The sequence below is a fragment of the Kitasatospora sp. NPDC096140 genome (assembly GCF_040303045.1).
Classification (GTDB): domain Bacteria; phylum Actinomycetota; class Actinomycetes; order Streptomycetales; family Streptomycetaceae; genus Kitasatospora.
On sequence record NZ_JBEOUW010000035.1, the window covers coordinates 73,584 to 89,620 of the forward strand.

Sequence of the window (16,037 nt, forward strand, 5' to 3'; positions counted from 1 at the left end):
CTCGGGTGGATCACGCGGCCGCCGGGCCGCCGGAGGGGGCGGCGGCGCCGGGCGGACGTAGGTTGCGGGCATGACCAGTGACGAGACGATCCCGGCCGTGGGGGTGCGCCCGCTGGACGAGGTGTTCGCCGCGATCGACACGGCCAACCGGCGCCCGCGGCCGTGGACCGGCTTCGAACACGGCGTGCTGGGGGCGTACCGGTGGGCCGCCGGGGCCCAGGTCGCGGCACCGGTCACCGCCACCGCCGCGGTCGGCACGGCCGAGCCGTGCCGGGCGCAGCTGCTGGCGGAGTGCCAGGCCGCCGCCGTGCGCCTGCGCCGGGCCCTCGTGCAGGGCACCGACCACGCGTACGTCCTCGGCGCCCACCAGGCGCTGGCCTGGCTGTGCGGGCTGCACGAGGAGTGCCCCTGAGGGGTGCGGCCGGTTTTCGGGGCGGGCACGGCGGCCATATCCTTGGGCCGTGGAAACCGGCCCGGCCACGGCGCGGCAGTGGACCTTCCTGACGAACCACGCCCGCGTCCTCGTGCAGATCGCTCGCGACCCCGGCATCCGGGTGCGCGACATCGCGGCCCGGTGCCTGCTCACCGAGCGCGCCGTCCAGCGGATCATCGCCGACCTGGAGGAGGCGGGCTACCTCGCGCACGAGCGGCGCGGCCGCGCCAACCACTACAGCGTGATGACCGGCAAGCAGCTGCGGCACCCGGCCGATGCCGGTCCGACCATCGCCGAGCTGCTCGCCGCGCTGCTGCGCTGACGCCGGCCGGCGGGGCGTCGAGCGCCCGCACCGGCCGGCACGGCATTGAACGGGGGTCACATCACCGGCCTCGTCAGTAGTAGTGGCGGCGTCCGCCGACGGCGTGGCCGAGCGCCCCGGCGACCCACAGGACGAGGCCGACCAGGAGCAGCACGAGGCCGATGGTCCACAGGATCGAGATGCCGGTGACGAAACCGATGATGAGCAGGATGACGCCGAGCACGATCACGGGAGCCTCCCGGGGTTGACGAGGGGGCGTCGAACGGGCGGCCTCTCGACGCCGCCCGTCCTCGGCCCGGTTCACAGCTGCGCGTCTACCGCGCCGGCCGCACGCCAAACGGTCGTACGCCCAACCGTTCGTACCCCGACCCGGTCGGACGCCACCGGCACGCACCCGCCGTCACCTGCGGTGGCGGCCGCCGCTGCGGCGGGCCGGCGGGGCGACGCGCGGGGCGGGCAGGAAGAGCCGGGCCAGTTCGCGTCCCAGGTTCACGCCGATCGCGAGGGCCATCGACATCGCGACGGCGCGCCCGATGCCGCTCAGCCCGACCTCCGGCCGGCCCCGGACGAAGGCGAGCATCCCGAAGTACAGCACCGACCCGGGCAGCAGCGGGCCCAGCGCCGCCGTGACGTGCGGCAGCACCGGGCCGCCCCGGTAGCGCGCCATCAGCTGGCCGGACAGGCCCACCAGCCCCGCGGCGAGTCCGGTGGCCAGCATCGGCTCCGCGCCGGCGTTGGCCAGCACCCCGTACGTGGTCCAGCCGGCCGCACTGTTGAGCATGACCGCGGGCAGCGCGCCCGGCTCGGTGTTCAGCAGCACCGCGAAGGTCAGGGTCAGCAGCACCGCCGCGGCGAGCTGCAGCGGCGGGTTCACGGCCCCGGCCGGGACGTCCTGGGAGGCGAGGTCCGCGCCGTTGTTGACGCCGACGTAGAGCACCGTCATCACGCCGATCACCACGCCGGCCATCAGGTACAGCGCCTCCAGCAGGCGGGCGGCGGCGGTCAGGTAGAAGCCCGCCAGGCCGTCCTGGGCCGCCGCCACCATCGGCCAGCCCGGCAGCAGCGCGAACAGTCCGCCGGTGATCACCACCGATCCGCGCAGGTGCAGCCCGTTGAACGACAGCAGGATGCCGATCACGGCCGCCGGGGCCGCGGCCACCACGAACCGGTAGAAGGCCGGGAGGTCGTGGCGCGTCACCAGGGCCGAGAGCCGGTCGCCCGCCAGCGCCGCGACGACGGCGCTGGCGAACACCAGCCAGGCCCGGGCGTCGGTGCGGCCGCCGACCAGCAGCGTCGCGGCTCCGGCCAGCAGGCCGCAGCACAGCAGGAGCAGCCAGCCGGGGTAGCGGCGACCGCGCCGGTGCACGGCCACCAGCCGCTCGTACGCCTCGTGGACCGGGACGCCGCCGGCCGTGATCGCGGTGACCTGCCGGAAGACGGCGGCCAGCCGCGCGTAGTCCCCGGCCGGGCTGCGCACGGAGCACTCCGCCGTCAGCGACGGCTCGGGCGCGCCCGGCTGGTAGGAGATCGCCACCCGGGTGAAGGTGACCTGCGGGTCGCACGGATGGACGCGGTAGGCCCGGGCGACGGCGAGCATGGCCGCTTCGACGTCCTCCGCCGCCTCACCGCTGGCCAGCAGCAGCTCCCCCACCAGCAGGGCGAGGTCCAGGACCCGGGCCGGTTCGGCCGCGCCCGGCCGCCCCGCTCCGGGGGCCTCCGCCACCAGCCTGCGCTCGGCCGCCGGGGTGCGCAGCAGCGGCAGCATCCGGTCGGGCCAGGGGTCCGCGGGGTCCGCGTCCTCCTCGGGGCCTGCGGAGTCGTGGCCGCCCGGGCCGCCCGGGCCGGCCGGGGCGTGCCCGGCGTCGCTCGCGGTCGGTGGCAGCTGCGGCGGCACCCGGCCGGACTGCACCGGGGGCCCTTCCGAACCGGCACGCGTGCCGAGCGGATCGTGTTCCGACATCGTGACTCCCTGAACCACCCCCCTGGCACTCTTTGCACCTGATCAACTACCCGGAGTGATGGTTTCGTGAACACTCCGGCGCTCGGCGCGCGCTCCCCGACGGAGCGCGACGGGCCGTACACGCCCCATCGGCGCGGCGTGCCGTCGCCCGGTGGCGGAGCCGGGCCGGTTCCGGGTGGCGGGGCCGTGACAAACGGCCCGGTGCGCAGGCGCGGGCCCGAGGTGCGGCCGTAGCATCCTGACCATGGCCGACAGTGACGAGGAGCAGGTCGCCGACCTGGTCCGGAGCTGGGCCGCCGCGGTCCATGCGGGCGACCTCCGAGGGGTCGTCGCCGACCACGCGGCGGACATCGTGATGTTCGACGTGCCGCCGCCGTACGAGGGCGTGCGCGGGCTCGACGCGTACCGGGAGACCTGGCCGCCGTTCTTCGAGTGGCAGGCGCAGGGCGCCGCGTTCGAGATCGAATCGCTGGAGGTGACCGCCGGTGCGGACGTCGCCTTCGCGCACGCCCTGCTGCGCTGCGGCACCCCGCAGGACTTCGCCGACCGCCCGGCGCAGCGGTTGCGGCTGACCGTCGGCCTGCGCAAACAGGACGGGCGGTGGCTGGTCGCGCACGAGCACCACTCCTTCCCGGATCCGGGCGAGGCCTCGTAGCACCGCCGGGGATTCGCGGGGGGCGCGCCGGGTAGGCGCAGCGGCGCAACCACCCGACCAGGAGGTGCGCGATGACCATCCCGACGCCCCCGGACCCGGACACCGGGCCGATCCCGCACCCGTACCCCGCGCCCCGGCCGGGCGAGCCGCCCGACCCGGTCCCGCCGCCGGTCCCGCCGTTCCCGGACCCGGACCCGGCGCCGCCGCCGGAGCCGCACCCCGGACAGGCCTGAGCCGCCGGGTGCCGTCGGAACAGCGGCGCCGTCAGGCCAGGGGTGCCGTCAGGCCGTCCAGTTCGGCCTCGAAGAGCAGCTCGGGCCGGAAGCCCATGCCGGTGAAGTGCCCGGCGAGTTCCAGGGACAGGACGCCGTGCAGGCGGGTCCAGAGGACCAGGAAGCGGTGCAGGGCCGCGGGCGTGGCGGGGTGGTCGCCGACCCAGTCCCGGTGGGCCGCCAGGTGGTCGGCGAACGGGGTTCCGGGCGTGTCGGCGGGAGCGGGGGCGAGCGCGGCGCAGGCGTCGAGCAGGGTGCGCATGATCTCGTCGGCGATGGCGGTGGTGTCCTCGGGCGCGTGGTAGCCGGGGACCGGGGTGCCGTAGAGCAGGAAGTACCGCTGGGGGTCGGCCAGGGCCCAGCCGCGCAGGGCGCGGGCGAGCCCGGCCAGATCGGCGCCGTCGTCGTCGGCGGCGGCGGCCAGCGTGTCGGCGAGGCTGCGGTAGGCGTCCCGGACCAGCTCGGTGATCAGCTCGTCGCGGCCGGCGAAGTAGCGGTAGAGCGCGGGGCCGCTGAGGCCCATCTGCTTGGCGATCGCGTTGAGCGAGAGCGCGGAGGCGCCCGCCGTGGCGATCTGCTGCCAGGCGTGCTGCTTGACCTCCTCGCGCAGCTGGGCGCGGTAGCGCTCGCGCGGGGTGTCCGCGCCCGTCTTCGCCATGGTCCGCCCGCTCCCGGTGGTCCGACTACATGCTCACGCTTTCGTTAGAGGTTATCACGGAAGCCCTTGACGCCCCGGGCGCCGGGGAGTTAGAACTTCTAACGAACGCATGAGCATCTAGCTCATCGCGAACCGCGCCGTCCGTCCCGACGGCCCGTCAGCGAAGGGGACCCCCATGTCCGCGATCCGCCGCGCCGCCCTCGTCACCGTCCCGCTCGTCCTCGGCCTGCTCGGCACCGCCGCCGCGCCCGCCGGGGCCACCGCCTCCCACCGCGACACCCCCCTCACCTGCCGCGGGGCCGGCGTCGACCCCGACGCGCAGGTCCGGTACCGGACCGAGACGGTCGTCCACGCGCCGCTGCGCACCGTCTGGAAGCTGCAGACCGACGTCGCGCGCTGGCCCGCCTGGCAGGCCACCGTGGCGACCGCCGAGCGCCTCGACCACGGACCGCTGCGCCCGGGCTCCGCGTTCCGGTGGACCACCCCGCTGCCCCCGAACCCCGCCACCACGGCCACCAGCCTCGACATCACCTCGACCGTGCGGCAGCTGCGGCCCGGCTCCTGCATCCGCTGGACCGGCCCGGCCGACGCCGCGGGGCTGCACATCGACGGCGTCCACGTGTGGAACTTCACCGAGGTCGACGGCGGCGTCCTGGTCCGCACCGAGGAGACCCACACCGGCCCCCAGGTCGACGCGAACGCCCCCGCCGCCACCGCCCTCCTGCGCCAGGGCCTGGAGGGCTGGCTGCACGACCTGAAGGCCGCCGCCGAAGCCGACGCGCGGACGAACTGACCGCACACCACGGCGCATGGAACCCGGCCCCCGGGGCAGACGCGGCCCGGGGCGGACTTCGCCCCGTCGACGAGAGGAGCGCCTGCCATGGGCACCGACGACAAGATGCGCAACATGGCGGAGAAGGCCGGCGGCAAGGCCAAGGAAGCCGTCGGCAAGGTCACCGGCGACCGTTCGACCGAGCTCAAGGGCAAGGGCGAACAGATGACGAGCGACCTGAAGCAGGCCGGCGAGAAGATCAAGGACGCGGGGAAGCACTGACCCGGCGGGGCGGGGACCGTCATCGGACGGTTCCCGCCCGCTGCGGCCCGCGCCGCCTCCGGTCCGGCCCACGACCCGGACCGGAGGCTTCGCGCGCCGGTCAGCCGGCGAGCAGGCCGTGGCGGGCCGCGTAATCCGCGAGGCCGTCGGGGGTGCTTCCGGCCCAGCCGAGGTAGCCGTCGGGCCGGACCAGGAACACGCCGGTCCCGTACGCCTCGTAGGCGGGGATGCGGACGACCGGAGCGGCGACGGCGGGCAGCGGGTCGTCGGTGCCGACGGCGAGCAGGGTCCAGTGCGGCCCGCGGAAGGCGTCGAACAGGCGGGTGCCGCCCCGGCGGCCGTCGGGGGCGCGGTCACCGGCCCGCAGCGCGTCCTCCGGGAGGTCCGGGCGGGTGTCCACGGCGAGCGAGGACTCCCGGTAGCCCAGGCCGAGTTGCTGGGTGGCCCGACCGCGGCGCTCCTCGCCCCGGTGGACGCGGGTCGACAGGGCGAGCATCGCCGCCGCGTTGGCCCGGCGCTCCTCCTCGTAGGTGTCCAGCAGCGACGCGTCCGCACGGCCGGCCAGGACGGCGGCGAGCTTCCAGGCCAGGTTGTACGCGTCCTGGACGCTGGTGTTGAGGCCCTGCCCGCCGGCCGGCGAGTGGACGTGCGCGGCGTCGCCGGCAAGGAAGACCCGGCCGGCGCGGAAGCGGTCAGCGAGGGCCGCGCGCGGGCGGAACTCGGAGGCCCAACGCAGCTCGGTGACCTGGTCGGCGGTCAGGTGGGAGCGGGCGGCGACCACCGCGCGCAGACCGTCGAGGGTGTGCTCCACGGCCGCCCCCTCGGGGAACTGGGCGACCAGCTGGTAGTCCTCGGTGCCGCCGAGCGGGCAGATCGCCAGCAGGCCGTCGTCGGACCGGAACACGTGCCAGTGTTCGCGGTCCAGCCCGGTCACCCGGACGTCGGCGACCAGCATCGGGGCCGGGTCGACCGTCTCCCCGGTCATCCCGATGCCGAGCAGCCGCCGGACGGTCGAGCGTCCGCCGTCGGCCGCGACGAGGTAGCGGGCCCGGACCGGCGCGCCGGTGGCGAACTCGGCGGTCACGCCCTCCTCGTCCTGGGTGAGGGCGACCAGCTCGCGGCCGAACGCGACCTCGCCGCCCAGTTCGCGCAGCCGCTCGTGGAGGACCTGCTGGGTGCGCCACTGGGGCAGCATCAGCGTCTCGGTGTACGGCTCGGTCTCGGACGGCTCGGTCGGGTCGTACATGCTCTGCCCGTCCTGCGGCTCACCGTCCTTCCAGAACAGGGTGGGCGGGTAGTGGCCCGCGACCGCGCGGACCCGGTCGAGCACGCCGAAGTCGTCGAGGACCTCCAGCGTGCGCGGCTGCAGGCCCTTGCCGCGCGAGCCGGGGAAGAGTTCCGCGCCGCGCTCGACGGGCAGCGCGGTGACGCCGTGCCGGGCGAGGTCGAGTGCGAGGGCGAGGCCGGTGGGCCCGGCGCCGATGATCAGGACGTCCGTGTGCATGCCGAGAGCAGTCACGGCAACCCCCTTAACGTTGTTAAGTAGCCGATGCCGGAAGCGTGCACTTAACGGCGTTAAACTGTCAAGCGTGACCCCGCAGAAGACCCCCAAGCTCGACCGCAAGCAGGTCGTCGACGCCGCACTGAAGCTGCTCAACGAGGTCGGCCTCGACGGCCTCACCCTGCGCGCCATCGCCGCCGAGCTCGACGTCAAGGCACCCGCGCTGTACTGGCACTTCAAGGACAAGCAGGCGCTGCTGGACGAGATGGCGACCGAGATCATGCGCCGCATGACGGCCCGGACCGCCGAGGCGGGCGACGGATGGCGCGCCGGCGACTGGCGGGACGCCTACCTCACGACGATGCGCACCCTGCGCGCCGAGCTGCTGCGTTACCGCGACGGCGCCAAGGTGTACAGCGGCGCCCGGTTCACCGACACCTCGTACGCGGCCGGCCTGGACGCCTCGCTGCGCCTGCTGATCGACGCCGGCTTCACCCTGACCGCCGCCACCCGGGCCTGGTACACGGCGTACAGCTACACCATCGGCTACGTCATCGAGGAGCAGGCCATGGCGCCCAATCCGTTCGACGGCGACGAGGGCTACGACGTCGAGGCCCGCGCCGAGCGGCTGGCCGCCCACCCGCTCGCCGCCGAGGCGGGCCGGGCGATGTTCGTGGACTTCGACGAGGGCTTCGAACAGGGGCTGGCCCTGGTGCTGGTCGGGGCCGAGTCCCTGCTCGTCGACTGACGGCCGGTCGACCGCCGGGCCCCGAAAGGCGGTTGACGAACCATCGGCCGTCCGACCGCACCCGAACCGATTCGAAGCCCGAAGGCTCCCCCTCGGACCACCCCGGTTCATTCCGGGTTCACATGCACATGTAAATTGCGTTCACCTCGCCCGTCTACCTTCATGGCGCCCCGCCGCTCCAAGATCCACCCGAAGATCCACCCGAAGCTCCACGTGGCGGGGCCCGACTCCGAAAATGACATGACGTTCGAGGTACCAACCATGCACGCAGTTCCCACCCGCTCACGGTGGCTCCGGCACGGCGCCGGCCTGGTCGGCGCGCTCTCGCTGGCGACCTTCGGCGGCGCGCCCGCGGCCTTCGCGGCCGACGCCCCGCAGACCACCACCCCGGTCAAGCACCTGGTGGTGATCTTCCAGGAGAACGTCTCCTTCGACCACTACTTCGGCACCTACCCGAACGCGGCCAACACCGCCGACGACAAGGTGAAGTTCACCGCCAAGCCCGGCACCCCGAAGGTCGACGGCCTCTCCGACGACCTGCTCCACCACAACCCGAACGGGACCAACCCGAAGCGGCTGAGCCCGGCCCAGGCCGTCACCTGCGACCAGGACCACACCTACAAGGACGAGCAACTCGCCTTCGACGGCGGCAAGATGGACAAGTTCGTCGAGCACACCGACGTCGAGAGCTGCAAGGCCCCGATGTTCACCCAGCCCGGCCTGGTGATGGACTACTACGACGGCAACACCGTCACGGGCATGTGGAACTACGCCCAGCGCTTCGCGATGAGCGACAACTCCTTCGGCACCAACTACGGCCCGTCCACCCCCGGCGCGCTCAACCTGATCTCCGGGCAGTTGCACGGCGGTTACCCGGTGGACCCGAAGACCGGCCAGAAGACCACCGACGCCTACGTGGTCGCCTCCCCGGACGCCAACGGCGTCGGCACCGTCATCAACGACCCGGACCCGGGCTACGACGAGTGCTCCAACCCCCAGCACAACCAGCTGGTCATGACCGGCAAGAACATAGGCGACCTGCTCAACGACAAGGGCGTCAGCTGGGGCTGGTTCCAGGGCGGCTTCAAGCCGACCGGCGACAAGGACGGCAAGGCCGTCTGCGGGGCCGCGCACGACAACATCGTGGGCGCCTCCCAGACCGACTACAACCCGCACCACGAGCCGTTCCAGTACTACAAGTCCACGGCGAACCCGAAGCACCAGGCGCCCAAGGACGTGGACGAGATCGGCCACAACGGCCAGGCCAACCACCAGTACGACCTGACCGACTTCGACGCCGCCCTGCAGCACGGCAACCTGCCCGCCGTCAGCTACCTCAAGGCCGCCAACTACCAGGACGGCCACGCGGGTTACTCCGACCCGCTGGACGAGCAGCACTTCGTCGTGGACACCCTGAACAAGCTGCAGAAGTCCAAGGACTGGGCCTCCACCGCCGTCGTCATCGCCTACGACGACTCGGACGGCTGGTACGACCACAAGTTCGCCGAGCCCGTCAACGGCTCGCGGGACGCCGCCAACGACGGCCTCAACGGCCCCGGCCAGTGCGGCAAGGACGCCGGGTGGGGCGGCTACGCCGACCGCTGCGGCTTCGGCCCGCGCCTGCCGCTGCTGGTGGCCTCCCCGTTCGCCAAGGCCAACTTCGTCGACCACACGCAGACCGACCAGACCTCGATCCTGCGCTTCGTCGAGGACAACTGGAAGACCGGCCGGATCGGCGACTTCTCCTTCGACGAGCACGCCGCCTCCATCGAGGGCATGTTCGACTTCAAGAACCCGCAGCCGGCGACCCTCCTGCTCGACCCCGCCACCGGCCAGCCGGCCGGCACCGCCACCCCGACCGGCGGGCCCACCGGCGGTGCTTCGACCTCCGCCCCGGCCGGCCCGACGGACGGCTCCGGCAGCGGCACCGCCGTCGCGGCGCCCACCAGCGGCGCGTCCGGCCCCGCGCTGGCCACGACCGGCGCGGACTCCAACACCCTGCCGATCGCGGCCACGGCCGTGGCGCTGCTGGCGCTCGGCGGCGGCGCGGTGTACGTCACCCGCCGCCGGCGCGGCCGCCGCGCCTGACGACCCGTCCGGCGCGCGCCGTCTCCGATGGCGCCGGCGACGCGCGGCGATGTGTGTGACGCGCGGTGACCCGACACCGCCGGGCCCTCGACGGGCCCGGCGGTGTTCGCGCGTCCGGGGGCGGAGCAGGGGTCGTGAATCCGCCCACCGGACCTGCGCACCGGGGGCCTGCCCACCGGGACCTGCGCACCGGCTCGGCAGCGCGCCAGCCGGTGTCGCTCGTTAGGGTCGGGAGCATGGGACGAGGCCAGGCGGCACTGCTCGACATCGACGGCGTGCTCACGATCGGCTGGAAGCCGCTCCCGGGCGCCGTGGAAGCCCTCCGGCAGCTCGACGGCGACAGCGTCCGGTACGTGCTGCTGACCAACACCACCTCCCGCACCCGGCGTTCGATCGCCGACACGCTCGCCGCGCACGGCTTCCCGGTCGGCATCGAGCAGGTGCTCACCGCGCCCGCCGCCACCGCCGAACGCCTCGCCGGCACCCGATGCCTGCTGCTCAACAGCGGCGACATCGAGGACGACCTGGCCCCGCTGCGGCTGGTGGACGACCCGGCGGACGCCGAGGTGGTGCTGGTCGGCGGCGCCGGGCCCGAGTTCGGGTACCGGGCGCTGGACCGGGCCTTCGCCGCCCTCCGCGGCGGGGCACGCCTGGTCGCCATGCACCGCAACGCCTACTGGCGGACCCCGGAGGGCCTGCGGCTGGACAGCGGCGCCTTCGTCGCGGGGCTGGAGTACGCGACCGGCGTCCGGGCCGAGGTGGTCGGCAAACCGGCCGGGGCCTTCTTCGCCGCGGCCCTGGCCCACCTGGGGGTCTCGGCGGCCGAGGCGGTGATGGTCGGGGACGACATCGAGTCGGACGTGCTCGGGGCGCAGCACCACGGGATCGGCGGCGTGCTGGTCCGCACCGGCAAGGCGGCCCCGGGCGCGCCGGAACGCGCGGACGGCGAGCCCGACCACGTGCTCGACTCGGTGGCGGACCTGCCGGAGCTGCTGGCCCGGCTGCGCGCGGGCTGAGGTCGCGACAGGCCGGGGTGCGCGAGGCGCACCACCGGTCGTAGAACGGAAGGGAACGAACCCGACCGGGAGGAGGCGCGGCCATGGGCCTGCCCCTGGCGGCCGGACACGTGCTCGTCCGGCTCGGCGACGGCCCGCAGCAGGCGGCGGAGGCGGTGCTCGACGCGCTGGAGGCCGCCTTCCCCACCCACACCGGGCGCGGGCGGACCAGGATCGGCAACGCGTGGGAGGACCCTGCCACCGTGACCTCGGAGGGCACCCGGGTGGTGGCCAGGGCCCAGCCCGACGGCGTCTCGGTGCGCCTCTCCCAGTCCTTCGACGCGCGCGATCCGCGTGATCCGCCGGAAGCCCGGGAGTCGCCCGGAACCGGGAGCCCGGACGGGCCTGCGCACCCGATCGCCCTGACAGGCGGAGTCGGCGCGGACCTGCTCGGCTCGCCCGATGACGTCCGACGGGTGCTGGGCGTGCTCGCCGGGCTCTGCGCGACGGAGGAGGAGTCGCGCGAGGAGCAGGGCCCCCAGCTGGCCGTACGGCTGCGCCTCGGGCGACCGCACGGGTAGCGGGCACGCCGGGACGGACGTCGGCGGTGGCCGCGCGTGTGCCACCGCCGTGCCGGGGTAGACGCGGACGGCAGCAGACCGGTCACCCAGACCGACCACTCCGTTCATCCGACAGCGCGCGGTGAGGCCCGGATCGTCGTCGCGGCGGCCCTCGGGCTCTGCGGTCGTCGAGGAGTCCCGGCGGCGGCGGTACTCGGCCAGGGTGTCGTTCAGCGGCGGTCCTTCACGGGATGTCCTTCACAACCATCCCACCGGGTCTGGCCCGGTGGCCGTTCGGAACACCCCCGGAGAGCATGGACTGACCGAGCCCCAGCGATCCGGAGGTAGCGCCGTGTACGAGATGTGGGCCGAGCACGACCCGGCGGTGTCCCCGCCCGCCGTGGTGTGGCACGTGGTGGCGAAGGACGACGCGTCGTCCTCGCTGTGCGGACGGTTCCTCGAACCGTCCCAGCGCGTCGTCCCGGCGGGGGACGGCACCGACTCGGCCGGGCCGGACCGGTACTGCGATCCCTGCCTGGTCACCGTGCGTGAGGCCCTGGCGGCCAGCGCCCGGTAGCGGTCCCGTCAGCCCCGTCACGACGGCCGTCACAGCCGACGCCCGTCCCGGCTCCCGTCCCGTTCCCGCAACGGCTCCCGTGTCAGCGCCCGTGACGGCGCCCGGGCCGGCCCTCCTTCCGGCACGCGTCACGGCGGACGCCGCGGCCTCGACCGCGGCGTCCGTCCTCCGTCCTCCGTCGGCCGCGGCGCCCCGTGGTCGCGGCCCTCGTTCGTCACGGCAGTGGCACGGCCAGCAGACAGGGGTGTCGGCTGCCGGTTCCCTGGGCGGCGAGGACCGTGGCCACCTCGCCGCTGATCTCCACCCGGAGCCCACCGTCCGTACTCTCCCAGACGAGGCCTCCGTCGGGCCCGACGGTCTGCGTCTCGTGAACGACGACGACGGCCGGTGGAGCGTGCCCGCCGATCGGGCCGGGGAGCGTCACCGCGTAGCGGTGCGTGAGGCTTCCCATGACGGCCTCCTTCTCCCCCCACCCTGTGCCATCGATTCTCCTCCCGCACCAGGCCGGTTGTACACGGACCGCCCGCCTGTTCCGGCAGCCCGCGGTGACCGGCCGCTGCAAGGGAGTCCGGCTCGGCGTTTGCCCGCTCCGGGCCCGGCTACACGCACCGGTGGAGCAGGACTCGGAGGCGATCCCATGACCACGACGCCGGACACCGGCCGGACCGGCCCCGCCGAGCACCGGACCGCACGCCGGACCGGACGCCGGGAGTCACCCGAGGAACGGGCGGACCGGCGCTGGAGCGACCTGCTCCAGGAGGTGCGCGTCGCCCAGACCGGCTCCCAGGTTCTCTTCGGCTTCCTGCTGAGCGTGGTCTTCATGGCCCGCTTCCCCGGGCTCAGCGACTTCGACCAGGGACTGTACGTGGCCACCGTCGTCCTCGGCGCACTCGCCACCGGCTCGCTCGCCGCCCCGGTCGCCTACCACCGGATCTTCGCCGGGCACCGCCTCAAGCCCCAACTGGTGACCGCGGCGGCCCGGTTGGTGACGACCGGGCTGGTGCTGCTGGCGCTGACCATCAGCTCCGCGCTGCTGCTCCTGCTCCGGGTCGCGACCGACGACTCGGCCTCCTCCAGCTGGATCGCCGGAGCCGTCATGCTCTGGTTCCTGTGCACCTGGCTGCTCCTCCCGGTCCTGCACCTGCACCGGCACGACGGGCGGCTCTCCTCACCGCCCGCCGGAGCCGGGCCGCCCGCTCGCGACCCGCCGGTTTCCGACCCGCGGGCGTCGGACCCGCCGACGGCCGGTTCGACGACGGCCGACCCGCCGACGGCCGACGCGGCGAGGGCCGCCCCGCCCGCGCCCGGCTCGCCGCCGTGACACGGGCGACCGACGCCGCGTGCGCCCCGCACACGGCAGGTGCGAGACGACCCCGCCGGAGAGACTGGGTGCAGGACTTCCATCCGGGAGGCTTCCATGGACAGCAGAGTCACCACCGCGGGCCGCGAGCGGGCCGCATGACCGGGTCCTCGGCATGAGGCGCCGGTGAGCCCCCGCCCGGGGCACGAGCCGCCCGGTTCCACCGGACCGGGCCGCCGGGCCGTGCCGCTCGGCAGCCGCCGCCCCCGGGTGACGCCGCGCCGCGAAGGCTCGACGGCACCGCCCGGGGGCCGGGCGCCCTCCGCCGAACGGGTGCCCGCCGGACTGCGGACCGCCGCCGGGTACGCCTGGCGGCTGGGGCTGCTCGGCGTCGGCGCCTACCTGGTGGTGGACGTCCTGACCCGGCTCGAACTGCCGCTGATCGCGCTGTTCCTGGCCCTGGTCGTCACCTCGGTGCTGCGCCCGCTGGTCGACCTGCTGGCGAGGGTGACGCCCCGCTCGCTGGCCGTCCTGCTCGCCTTCCTCTGCACCATCGTGGTGATCGGCGGGGTCCTGACGCTGGTGGGCACCACCGTCGCCGACGAGTGGAACCGACTGGGCAACGAGCTGCGCGGCGGCCTCGGCCGGATCGACCGCTTTCTGACCGGCTCCCCCTTCCACCTGCGACCCGGCACCGTCACCGACCTGCGGGCCAAGATCGGCGAATTCATCGCCGCCCACCGCTCGACGCTGGTCAGCACGGCGCTCAGCGGCGCCGGTCGGGCCGTCGAACTGCTCACCGGCGCCGCGCTCGCGGTGTTCTGCTCGGTGTTCTTCCTGCACTCCGGCGACCGGATGTGGTCCTGGGCCCAGCAGCAGCTGCCCACCGGCAGCCGTACGGTCTGGGACCGGGCCGGGCGGGCGGCCTGGCGCACCTTCGCCGGCTACACCCGCGGCGTGCTGATCGTCGCGGCGACCAACGCGGTGCTGGTCGGCATCGCCCTGTCGATCCTCGGGGTGCCGCTGGTCCTGCCGCTGACCGTGCTGGAGTTCGTCGCGGCGCTCATCCCGCTGATCGGCTCCCCGATCGCCCTGGCCGTCGCCTCCGTGGTCGCCCTGGCGGCCCGCGGCCCAGTGATCGCGCTGCTGGTGCTCGCCCTGATCGTGGTCATCGGCCAGATCGAGGGCCACCTGCTGCACCCGCTGGTGCTCGGCTGGTCGGTCCGGATCCACCCGGTGGTCATCGCCCTGTCGGTGACCGGCGGCGCCGTCCTGGCGGGTGTCCTGGGCGCGGTGGTGGCGGTACCGGTGGTGTCGGTCGCCTGGGCGGTGATCGGCGAGCTCCGCGACATCCGGGCCGAACGTGCCCCGGGCGGGCGCTCACGGTCAGGGCCCGCTCCCCCGGCGGCGGGCGACCAGTCGCACGGCCGAAAGGACGAGCGTCGCCGCCCGGACCGGGCCGAAGGCGGCAAGGACGGCCGCTGAGTGCGCATCGGCGCTGACCAGCAGCAGACCCGCCGACAGGGCGAGCAGGACCGACAGCACGGACGGCGGCACCCGGGCGGCGGCCCTCGACGCTCCGCCCGGCACCCAGCGGGGACCGCGCCGCATGGTGCGCAGGGCGCGGTCCAGTCGGCCGTCCGCACGCAGGTCGAACTCGATCTCGGCCAGGATCCGCAGCTCCCGACGCGAGAGTGCCGGGCCGTCCATCGCCTCCACCTCCGGTTCCCCGGTCGGGCGGCTGCCCATCGCGGCCCGGCCCAACCTCCGGTGCGGTCGGGGAGGCGCTGAGCGGGAGGGGACGGACCGACCACAGGAGGGCGGAACGGCCCGGGCGACCCCGGCCTTCCCGGCGTGGCCGGGCCTGCGGTGCAGGTCAATGCCCGGCGGGCCCATGAGGTGGGGTCGTTGGGCCCTGGCCGGGGAGGCTCTGGGGTCGGGATTCTGATCGACGGATGCGCCGGACGGGAGTGGAAGGGCCTGGGTGATGGGCGAGTTGGTGGCGGTGAGGGCGTTCGAGGGGCTGACGGGCGAGGTCCTGGCCGAGGCGCGGGCCCGGGTCGCCGCCGCGGCGGTGGCTCCCGGGGTGGGGACGCTGGTGGAGGCGCTGCGGATCAGGCTGGCGTCCGTGGCCGACGGTGTGCTGGCGCAGGTGAACGCGGAGGTGGACGGGCGGCGGATCCGCGTGCAGGAGGTCGCGGCCGGGCTGGGCGACTCGCTCGACCGGGTCGCCGACGCGCTGCGCGGCAGGATCCGGGCGGTCACCGGCGCGTGGGCGCCGCGCCCGTGGCCCGGCCCCCGGACCGCCGCGCTCGCCGTCCCGGTCCTCCCGGCCGTCCCGGTCTTCGTGCCCGCCGAGACCGCCGAGGTTGTCGAGGCTGCCGGCGCGGGCACCAGCTCCCGGATCGTCCGGCGCAAGGAGCCCGCGCTGGTGTGGTGCTCGCCGGAGGCGGCCGCCCGGACGATGGACGCGATGGACTACGACATTCACCTCTTCACCGATCCGGCGACCGAGACCGATGCCGTCGTCTACCGCGTCGGGCCGACCGGCTACCGCCTCGCCCGGACCGTCGCCGCCGGGCCGCCCGGCCGCCGCACCGTGCCGATCACCCTGAGTCCGCACGGCGCGCCCCGGCTGACCGAGGCGCAGGCCGTCGAGCGGCTGGAGGGCGCCGAGCTGCCGTTCCTGTTCTTCGCGCAGCCCGCCGACGGGCGCGGCCGCGTGCTCTACCGGCGCTTCGACGGCCGGCTCGGCCTGATCGCGGGCCGGGCCTGATCGCGGGCCGGGCCTGAGGACCGCACGCCCCGACGCGTCGTGGGCCGGCCGGCCCCCCCCGGACGGGGGCCGCGGGGGGGCGCGGGCGGGACGGCGGGGGGGTGGCAAGGTTATTATTTTGGCGGCGCTGGCGGGGGA

General features: G+C 74.7%; 20 protein-coding genes. 14 read left to right on the forward strand and 6 right to left on the reverse strand.

Features of this window, described 5'->3' with window-relative positions; genetic code table 11:
- Nucleotides 1-70 precede the first annotated feature (70 nt).
- Together ABT048_RS30130 and ABT048_RS30135 are read left to right on the forward strand one after the other, a co-directional pair.
- Nucleotides 71-412: a hypothetical protein gene (locus ABT048_RS30130; RefSeq protein ID WP_350524695.1), complete on the forward strand. Its 342-nt coding sequence runs from the start codon at nucleotides 71-73 to the stop codon at nucleotides 410-412.
- Nucleotides 413-461: 49 nt separating this feature from the next.
- The gene (locus ABT048_RS30135; RefSeq protein ID WP_350524696.1) at nucleotides 462-755 is read left to right on the forward strand and encodes a helix-turn-helix transcriptional regulator; all 294 of its coding nucleotides are present in this window, start codon (nucleotides 462-464) and stop codon (nucleotides 753-755) included.
- 73 nt (nucleotides 756-828) lie between these two features.
- On the opposite strand, the gene ABT048_RS30140 is transcribed toward ABT048_RS30135, so the two are convergent.
- Nucleotides 829-984 carry a DUF6131 family protein gene (locus ABT048_RS30140; RefSeq protein ID WP_350524697.1) on the reverse strand — a complete coding sequence of 52 codons (156 nt, stop codon included), beginning with the start codon at nucleotides 982-984 and terminating at the stop codon, nucleotides 829-831.
- Nucleotides 985-1,155: 171 nt separating this feature from the next.
- Complete coding sequence (locus tag ABT048_RS30145; RefSeq protein WP_350524698.1) at nucleotides 1,156-2,715, reverse strand: threonine/serine exporter family protein; 1,560 nt, start codon at nucleotides 2,713-2,715, stop codon at nucleotides 1,156-1,158.
- Between the two features lie 244 nt (nucleotides 2,716-2,959).
- Here ABT048_RS30145 and ABT048_RS30150 point away from each other — a divergent pair, with 244 nt between their 5' ends.
- The gene (locus ABT048_RS30150; protein WP_350524699.1) at nucleotides 2,960-3,370 is read left to right on the forward strand and encodes a nuclear transport factor 2 family protein; all 411 of its coding nucleotides are present in this window, start codon (nucleotides 2,960-2,962) and stop codon (nucleotides 3,368-3,370) included.
- 71 nt (nucleotides 3,371-3,441) lie between these two features.
- Complete coding sequence (locus tag ABT048_RS30155; RefSeq protein ID WP_350524700.1) at nucleotides 3,442-3,603, forward strand: hypothetical protein; 162 nt, start codon at nucleotides 3,442-3,444, stop codon at nucleotides 3,601-3,603.
- A gap of 31 nt (nucleotides 3,604-3,634) precedes the next feature.
- Here the strand turns inward: ABT048_RS30155 and ABT048_RS30160 are convergent, their stop codons facing one another.
- Nucleotides 3,635-4,300 (reverse strand): TetR/AcrR family transcriptional regulator, encoded by a 666-nt coding sequence (locus ABT048_RS30160; RefSeq protein WP_350524701.1) that lies wholly within the window; start codon nucleotides 4,298-4,300, stop codon nucleotides 3,635-3,637.
- A gap of 175 nt (nucleotides 4,301-4,475) precedes the next feature.
- Here ABT048_RS30160 and ABT048_RS30165 point away from each other — a divergent pair, with 175 nt between their 5' ends.
- Both ABT048_RS30165 and ABT048_RS30170 read left to right on the forward strand, forming a co-directional pair.
- Entirely contained in the window at nucleotides 4,476-5,093 is a 618-nt protein-coding gene (locus ABT048_RS30165) for an SRPBCC family protein (RefSeq protein WP_350524702.1), read from the forward strand.
- An 87-nt stretch (nucleotides 5,094-5,180) separates the two neighbouring features.
- Nucleotides 5,181-5,354: a CsbD family protein gene (locus ABT048_RS30170; protein WP_350524703.1), complete on the forward strand. Its 174-nt coding sequence runs from the start codon at nucleotides 5,181-5,183 to the stop codon at nucleotides 5,352-5,354.
- A gap of 100 nt (nucleotides 5,355-5,454) precedes the next feature.
- Here the strand turns inward: ABT048_RS30170 and ABT048_RS30175 are convergent, their stop codons facing one another.
- The gene (locus tag ABT048_RS30175) at nucleotides 5,455-6,858 is read right to left on the reverse strand and encodes an FAD-dependent monooxygenase (RefSeq protein WP_350524726.1); all 1,404 of its coding nucleotides are present in this window, start codon (nucleotides 6,856-6,858) and stop codon (nucleotides 5,455-5,457) included.
- Between the two features lie 85 nt (nucleotides 6,859-6,943).
- On the opposite strand from ABT048_RS30175, the gene ABT048_RS30180 reads away from it, so the two are divergent.
- From ABT048_RS30180 to ABT048_RS30200, 5 genes are all read left to right on the forward strand, one after another.
- Nucleotides 6,944-7,603, forward strand: coding sequence for a TetR/AcrR family transcriptional regulator C-terminal domain-containing protein (locus tag ABT048_RS30180; RefSeq protein ID WP_350524704.1), 660 nt, complete (start codon nucleotides 6,944-6,946; stop codon nucleotides 7,601-7,603).
- Between the two features lie 261 nt (nucleotides 7,604-7,864).
- Nucleotides 7,865-9,691: a phospholipase C gene (locus tag ABT048_RS30185; protein WP_350524705.1), complete on the forward strand. Its 1,827-nt coding sequence runs from the start codon at nucleotides 7,865-7,867 to the stop codon at nucleotides 9,689-9,691.
- Between the two features lie 236 nt (nucleotides 9,692-9,927).
- The gene (locus tag ABT048_RS30190; protein WP_350524706.1) at nucleotides 9,928-10,707 is read left to right on the forward strand and encodes an HAD-IIA family hydrolase; all 780 of its coding nucleotides are present in this window, start codon (nucleotides 9,928-9,930) and stop codon (nucleotides 10,705-10,707) included.
- Between the two features lie 83 nt (nucleotides 10,708-10,790).
- A complete protein-coding gene (locus ABT048_RS30195; protein ID WP_350524707.1) occupies nucleotides 10,791-11,267 on the forward strand; it encodes a hypothetical protein in 477 nt (158 codons plus the stop codon).
- Between the two features lie 331 nt (nucleotides 11,268-11,598).
- On the forward strand, nucleotides 11,599-11,823 hold the full coding sequence (locus ABT048_RS30200) for a hypothetical protein (RefSeq protein WP_350524708.1): 225 nt from the start codon (nucleotides 11,599-11,601) through the stop codon (nucleotides 11,821-11,823).
- Between the two features lie 214 nt (nucleotides 11,824-12,037).
- Here the strand turns inward: ABT048_RS30200 and ABT048_RS30205 are convergent, their stop codons facing one another.
- Nucleotides 12,038-12,274: a DUF6296 family protein gene (locus ABT048_RS30205; RefSeq protein WP_350524709.1), complete on the reverse strand. Its 237-nt coding sequence runs from the start codon at nucleotides 12,272-12,274 to the stop codon at nucleotides 12,038-12,040.
- A gap of 186 nt (nucleotides 12,275-12,460) precedes the next feature.
- Between ABT048_RS30205 and ABT048_RS30210 the strand changes: the two genes are divergently transcribed.
- Nucleotides 12,461-13,144, forward strand: a complete 684-nt coding sequence (locus ABT048_RS30210; RefSeq protein ID WP_350524710.1) for a DUF6328 family protein — start codon at nucleotides 12,461-12,463, stop codon at nucleotides 13,142-13,144.
- Between the two features lie 165 nt (nucleotides 13,145-13,309).
- Nucleotides 13,310-14,608 (forward strand): AI-2E family transporter, encoded by a 1,299-nt coding sequence (locus ABT048_RS30215; protein ID WP_350524711.1) that lies wholly within the window; start codon nucleotides 13,310-13,312, stop codon nucleotides 14,606-14,608.
- Here the strand turns inward: ABT048_RS30215 and ABT048_RS30220 are convergent.
- Nucleotides 14,510-14,872 (reverse strand): hypothetical protein, encoded by a 363-nt coding sequence (locus ABT048_RS30220; RefSeq protein ID WP_350524712.1) that lies wholly within the window; start codon nucleotides 14,870-14,872, stop codon nucleotides 14,510-14,512. The two genes, ABT048_RS30215 and ABT048_RS30220, sit on opposite strands and share 99 nt — an antisense overlap.
- A 238-nt stretch (nucleotides 14,873-15,110) precedes the next feature.
- Between ABT048_RS30220 and ABT048_RS30225 the strand changes: the two genes are divergently transcribed.
- Nucleotides 15,111-15,899: a sigma 54 modulation/S30EA ribosomal C-terminal domain-containing protein gene (locus ABT048_RS30225; RefSeq protein ID WP_350524713.1), complete on the forward strand. Its 789-nt coding sequence runs from the start codon at nucleotides 15,111-15,113 to the stop codon at nucleotides 15,897-15,899.
- Nucleotides 15,900-16,037: the final 138 nt, after the last annotated feature.

Bases quoted from the DNA above. Each gene is read 5' to 3' on its own strand.
- ABT048_RS30195 (WP_350524707.1), top strand. From the start codon at position 10,791: ATGGGCCTGCCCCTGGCGGCCGGACACGTGCTCGTCCGGCTCGGCGAC.
- ABT048_RS30165 (WP_350524702.1), top strand. From the start codon at position 4,476: ATGTCCGCGATCCGCCGCGCCGCCCTCGTCACCGTCCCGCTCGTCCTC.
- ABT048_RS30210 (WP_350524710.1), top strand. From the start codon at position 12,461: ATGACCACGACGCCGGACACCGGCCGGACCGGCCCCGCCGAGCACCGG.
- ABT048_RS30190 (WP_350524706.1), top strand. From the start codon at position 9,928: ATGGGACGAGGCCAGGCGGCACTGCTCGACATCGACGGCGTGCTCACG.
- ABT048_RS30175 (WP_350524726.1), bottom strand. From the start codon at position 6,858: ATGCACACGGACGTCCTGATCATCGGCGCCGGGCCCACCGGCCTCGCC.
- ABT048_RS30145 (WP_350524698.1), bottom strand. From the start codon at position 2,715: ATGTCGGAACACGATCCGCTCGGCACGCGTGCCGGTTCGGAAGGGCCC.
- ABT048_RS30170 (WP_350524703.1), top strand. From the start codon at position 5,181: ATGGGCACCGACGACAAGATGCGCAACATGGCGGAGAAGGCCGGCGGC.
- ABT048_RS30225 (WP_350524713.1), top strand. From the start codon at position 15,111: ATGGGCGAGTTGGTGGCGGTGAGGGCGTTCGAGGGGCTGACGGGCGAG.
- ABT048_RS30205 (WP_350524709.1), bottom strand. From the start codon at position 12,274: ATGGGAAGCCTCACGCACCGCTACGCGGTGACGCTCCCCGGCCCGATC.
- ABT048_RS30220 (WP_350524712.1), bottom strand. From the start codon at position 14,872: ATGGGCAGCCGCCCGACCGGGGAACCGGAGGTGGAGGCGATGGACGGC.
- ABT048_RS30130 (WP_350524695.1), top strand. From the start codon at position 71: ATGACCAGTGACGAGACGATCCCGGCCGTGGGGGTGCGCCCGCTGGAC.
- ABT048_RS30150 (WP_350524699.1), top strand. From the start codon at position 2,960: ATGGCCGACAGTGACGAGGAGCAGGTCGCCGACCTGGTCCGGAGCTGG.
- ABT048_RS30160 (WP_350524701.1), bottom strand. From the start codon at position 4,300: ATGGCGAAGACGGGCGCGGACACCCCGCGCGAGCGCTACCGCGCCCAG.
- ABT048_RS30185 (WP_350524705.1), top strand. From the start codon at position 7,865: ATGCACGCAGTTCCCACCCGCTCACGGTGGCTCCGGCACGGCGCCGGC.
- ABT048_RS30155 (WP_350524700.1), top strand. From the start codon at position 3,442: ATGACCATCCCGACGCCCCCGGACCCGGACACCGGGCCGATCCCGCAC.